Annotated in this window: 1 protein-coding gene and 2 pseudogenes; 2 read left to right on the top strand and 1 reads right to left on the bottom strand. The window is 60.1% G+C overall.

Annotation, left to right across the window (positions count from 1 at the left end; translation table 11 throughout):
• Both RMSM_RS40670 and RMSM_RS04985 read left to right on the top strand, forming a co-directional pair.
• Positions 1-619: pseudogene (locus RMSM_RS40670) on the top strand (hypothetical protein); the annotation flags it as partial.
• 5 nt (positions 620-624) lie between these two features.
• On the top strand, positions 625-1,548 hold the full coding sequence (locus RMSM_RS04985) for a dihydroorotate dehydrogenase electron transfer subunit (protein WP_008692467.1): 924 nt from the start codon (positions 625-627) through the stop codon (positions 1,546-1,548).
• Positions 1,549-1,886: 338 nt separating this feature from the next.
• On the opposite strand, the pseudogene RMSM_RS40665 reads toward RMSM_RS04985, so the two are convergent.
• Positions 1,887-2,691 (bottom strand): annotated as a pseudogene (locus tag RMSM_RS40665) (hypothetical protein); the annotation flags it as partial.

The following is a 2,691-nucleotide window of genomic DNA, read 5'->3' as shown; positions in this document are numbered from 1 at the left end:
ACTCGGACACAAAGTTCAACAGCTTCGCCGAATCGCCGTGGGACCGCTTCGTTTGGGTGAGGTGCCAATCGGCGCCTATCGTGTGCTGGGCCGCGACGAAGTCAAAAAGTTGCGTGTGGCAGCCGAAGAATCGATCAAGCTGGGAGCCAAAGCTGGAGGGCGGTCCCTATCCAAAACCGCCATCGCCAAGAACAGGACCGAAAAGTATCGCGCTGATTCAGGCAAAGGGACAGGTTCAAAGTCGTCGGGTTCGAGATCGTCGGGGGCAAAAAACTTTGGCCCCAAACCGGTTGGATCGCGACGCACCAGTCAACCGCGCACCGGCGGCGTCAAGAAGCGAGGCGTCCGCATCGAGCGATCACCGAGCTACGAACCGCCACCGAAATCGGGTGTAATCATCGGCGGCGAAGAGTCGGAAACGAAGCCGGTCAAACGCAAAAAAACATCGACCAAGCGAGCCAAACCGGCGGGACGAACTCCCGCACGCGGTGGGACCAAACGTAGCGGCAGTCGACCGACCGGATCGAGTCGCACGACCAAAAAACCCGCCCGCGGCGCAGGAAAACCCGGAGGCCTCGCGTCTCGCAATCGTAACGTGAAAAAGAAACGAAGACCGTAGGATCCATGTCGAAGTTGCCACATACTAAGCCGCCCCAGACCAAGTTGCCCCAAACCAAGTTGCACGCAAAGTACTACGCCGACAAGATGACTCAAGTCCACTCGGTCATTGAGCAAAACGAACTTGTCGGTGAAAAGACGTATCGGTTACGGATCGCCGCGCCGGCCATTGCGTCGACCGTGGTGCCTGGCCAATTTGTGATGATCCGGATCGCTGGTACCGACGCCCCGCTGATCGGTCGCGCTCTAGCGGTCTACAACGTGACAGCAGATTCCGCAGGCACGCCAACGTACATCGATTTGGTTTACCTTCGCAAAGGGGTGATGACCGAGGCGCTGGCGACATCGGCGCTTGGAACGGCGGTCACGGTATGGGGTCCGCTCGGCAACGGCTTTTCGACGGCTCGATGTGACCGCTTGATCATGGCGGTGGGCGGTATCGGACAAACGCCGATGCTGATGCTCGGCCGCGAAGCGATGGGGGCTCAGTCATTTGGCAGCCCGGCTCGCGAGAACGGCTGGAGCAACCATGTCGAACTGATCTACGGCGCACGCTCCAAAGCACTGCTGGCAGGAGTACCCGATTTTTACGATGCTAAATTCCAGGTCACCTTGTGTACCGACGACGGTTCCGAAGGAGTGCGTCAGTTGGTTCCCGATGCCCTCGCAGCGCGACTTGCCGAATTGCCCAAAGACGAAAAAATTCGCGTGGTGACCTGTGGCCCCGAAATCATGATGGAAAAGGTGGCCGACGTTTGTGCCGACGCCAACATCGATTGCGACGTGTCGATGGAGACCCCGATGGCATGTGGAATCGGTGTCTGTTTCTCATGCGTGGCGAAGATTCGCCAAGAAGGTCCCGATCCTTGGGACTACAAACGGACCTGCGTCGAAGGCCCGATCTTTGACGCCAAAGATGTCTGCTGGTAGATGTCTGCTGGACACAGTGTCGCCGGACGCTGTGGAACGTGCGACAATTAAGTTGCGTACGTCACGTATTTCCGCCGGGCTAGCCCCCAATGCCATCTACTTTGGTAGCGGCACCCGTTTAGTGCCAAAAGATGGCATTGGGCGCGAGCCGTCCGGTTGAGGCGAGTAAAACGTTCGGTTTTAGACCGGGCGGGCCCCGCGCCGCACCGCTACAAACGCCACCCGTTTAGCGCCAAAGTTGTCGCAACGACCGGGGCAAGCCCGGCGGAAGCGAGGGAAGTCAGACTTTCAGCACTTAGTAATCCCAGATGCCGGAGACGTCGGGCCACATTGCTGCACTATCGGTAGAACGAACCCGACGTGCTGGTCGGGTACTTGCTGGCCGGATAGGCCGACGAGCCTCCCGTGCTGCCGGGCATATAGCCGCTGCCACTGGACGGCAATTGGCTGCTCGCCGGAGCGTCCGAAGTGCTACTGACTGCAGCGGCGGTTTTGGTTTCGGCAACCGAGGTTGTCGCGGGTGTGGTTGCGGTGCTGGAAGCCGTTGTTGTGGAGGCTGCCGTTGAACTCGCTGGAGTCGATGTTGGCGGCGTCCATGTGCTAATCGCGTCGGTCGCGGTGGTCGCTGGCTTGGCACTGCTGCTGGTAAAGTCGCTCGGCAGCGTAAATCCGCTCGTTCCCAGACCTGCGGTGGTCGACGGGCTAGCCGATGACGACGCTGGAGCAGCAGTATCACGAGACGCTGCCATTGATGGTGGCGTGAATGCCGACGCCGCAGCATAGCCGGATGGGGGTTGTTGTCCCGCAGGCAACGAAGTCGACGGGGTGGATACCGATGATGGCGTCGCTGCGACCGACTCGGGCGACTTTGGCGTGAAAGATTTCTTGCCGAATTGGTAACCCGAGGTCGTTGCGTTAGAGGTGCCTGTGTTGGCGTACGATGCTGGCTGCGAAGCTCCGGGGAACCCGTTCGCTTGTGCCGCCGACATGTTGACTGAGGCCGGAGTCGCAAAGCCCGGCGAAACATCGCCGGCACCAAACGAAGGCGTCTTCGGAGCCGTGCTGGCGATTTGCGCCGCGCCTCCGGTACCAAGCCCCGTCTTCGGCTCGGCGGTACCACCGGCAACCGAAGCGATCGCTTCG

The organism is Rhodopirellula maiorica SM1 (assembly GCF_000346295.1).
Classification (GTDB): domain Bacteria; phylum Planctomycetota; class Planctomycetia; order Pirellulales; family Pirellulaceae; genus Novipirellula; species Novipirellula maiorica.
Note: the sequence above shows the minus strand (reverse complement) of the source record. Positions and strands in the feature narration are given on the sequence as shown.

What these genes read in the sequence shown, in the direction of transcription:
- RMSM_RS04985 (WP_008692467.1), top strand. Translation starts at nt 625, where the DNA reads ATGTCGAAGTTGCCACATACTAAGCCGCCCCAGACCAAGTTGCCCCAA.